This is a genomic window from Mesorhizobium sp. P3_A9, from assembly GCF_056402975.1.
Map to the genome: position 1 here is coordinate 1 of NZ_JBFUGJ010000589.1, position 2186 is coordinate 2186.

The window sequence follows — 2186 nt, forward strand, 5'->3', positions numbered from 1 at the left end:
TTGCACGCTCGTCCGGCACAGGCATGACGAGCTGATTGTCACATCCGCCTTGGCCACCGCCACAGCGAGCTTGGCCTGCAGCCCCGGCAGTTCTTCGCGCTCGCCCCGCAGTCTCAAACATTCGACCAGCCCGTGCAGCGCCCAGACATTGTYAGGGTGCTGGGCGCAGCGCTGCACCTTGCCGCTGAGGCCGAGATCGTCGCGATAGACCTGCTCGGCCTCTTGCGCATGGCCTTGGTCGAGAAGCAGCGCGGCCAGCGCATGGCGGGGCGGGTGCATCCACGCCCACGGTTCGGTGTAGGAGAGATTGTCGTCAAGCTCGACCGCTTGCCGCAAATGGGCATAGGCTTCGTCGTGCCGGCCCTGATGGTAGGCAAGCTCGCCGTCGAGCAAGGCAGCACCGACAGCGAGCGAGGCGCGAGTCGGGTTGCTGAGAAAACGCCGCTCGGCCGGAATATTCTCCACATGCCGGTGGAACCGGTCGCGCTCGCGCTCGGCCTCCGTGAATTGCCTCAGCGTCGCATGCGCGACGCCCTTGGCGTAGTGCTGCATCGCCGCCGTCAGCACATAGAGACCGGGCTCTTCGACCGCCGGTTCGTCGATGATCTCCCGCCAGCGGCCGAAGCGCACCTGCACATGCGATTTCATCGCATGGTAGCCTTCCACCGTTTGCGTGAGCTTGGGCCGGTCCTGGATGGCGACCACGTCGCGCACGACCAGGCTGCGCACCTTGTCGGCGGCCCACCGCGCCGGCTGGTACTGGCCAAGGAACATGCAGGTGAACATCATCAGATGCAGGTCGTGGCAACAGCCAAGCAAATAGTAGGTCGGCTCATCGGCATAGGCGAGGTAAAGGTCGTTGGCGCGGACCGCTTTCTCGCTGGCAAGCTTCGCCTTCTCGTAGTCGCCGCACAGCACATGGATATGCCCCGGCATATGGTTCATGTGCCCGGCATCGGGGCACATTTCGCCGAGCAGATCGGCCGAGCGCATGCCGCGTTCCGGCATAGTGGACATTTCCAGGAGGTGGATGTGCAGGTGGACGATCGCCGGATGCTGTGCTGCGCCGGCTTTGTCGGCGAGCCGGATCGACCGCTCGCACACTTCCAGCGCCTCAAGCACGTCCGAATTCGGCGCCGGCGCACCGGTCTTGAGGTTCCACAGCCGCCGCACCGTRCGCATCATCAGCGCCTCGACMARCAGCGCCATCACATCATGGTCGTCGGGAAAATCCTGGTAGACCCGTCGCATCGCGGCGGCATAGGCATCATCCCAATGTTCGAACTCCTGCGGGCTCACTCTGTGCGGCTTCTGGAAACGGCGGGCCAGCGCCTCGATCAACTGTCTTTCGACATCGCTGGCGCCAGCCGCATTGGCGCGCGCCAGCCGGACATGCTCGAAGCAGCGCTTCGTCGCGCTGTTGGCCTCGGCCTCGCCATGTTCCTTCCAGGTCAGGTTGTAGAAAGGCCCTGCGGCATAGGCGATGCCCCAATGAACCATGGCGCAGCCGGGATCGGTCTCCAGCGCCTTCTCAAAGCACTTGATGCCTTCCTCATGGTTGAAGCCGTAGCACCAGTTGAGCCCGATATCGAACCAACGCTGGGTTTCAAGGGAGCTGGTGGAGATGGCGCGGCGATAGGTACCGAGGTTGAAGCGATCCATGTCTTCTCATTCAAGTCTGATGAGCTTCGAGCCAAGGCGTGGCCAGATTCCCTAGCCATCAATGTGTGCCGAAATCTCCAGGCATGGCAAACGCCATAAGCGGCACCGCCGGCGCACCAGCCGCCTTAGTTGGCCCCTTCATTTTGCCAGCCGGCTAGCTCCGGCAGATCGTCAAGCCAACTTTTCTCGCTCATCAAAGCATCGCTGACCTGTGGTGCGGCCTCTGTGGCGTTTTGAATCAGCCAGTCCATCCACTTCCGATAGGCAGCCGGATCGAGTTGGGGCGGCAGCACCTTGGCCTTCAGCAGCATCCTCTTGCGGAAACTGGTTTGCCGGCGGAGTTTGGTCGTCGTGAATTTGATGACCTTGCCTTGGTAGTCAACCGTCCAGCGGTCGCCGCCAAGGCTGACAAGGCCGTCGATGGAGAAACCGGCATCAACCGGTCTATCCCGCCAAGGAAGCTCAATGGCATTCTTTCTCAGATCGAGAGCCCATCGCCTGTAATCGGCCCCAAAGCGCTGCGC

At 62.5% G+C, this 2186-nt stretch carries 1 protein-coding gene and 1 pseudogene; both read right to left on the reverse strand.

Annotation, left to right across the window (positions count from 1 at the left end):
• Window positions 1-1662: hypothetical protein (locus AC1DX0_RS34935; protein ID WP_477358962.1), on the reverse strand; the 1662-nt coding region annotated here is incomplete at its 3' end.
• Between the two features lie 125 nt (window positions 1663-1787).
• Window positions 1788-2186: pseudogene (locus AC1DX0_RS34940) on the reverse strand (hypothetical protein); the annotation flags it as partial.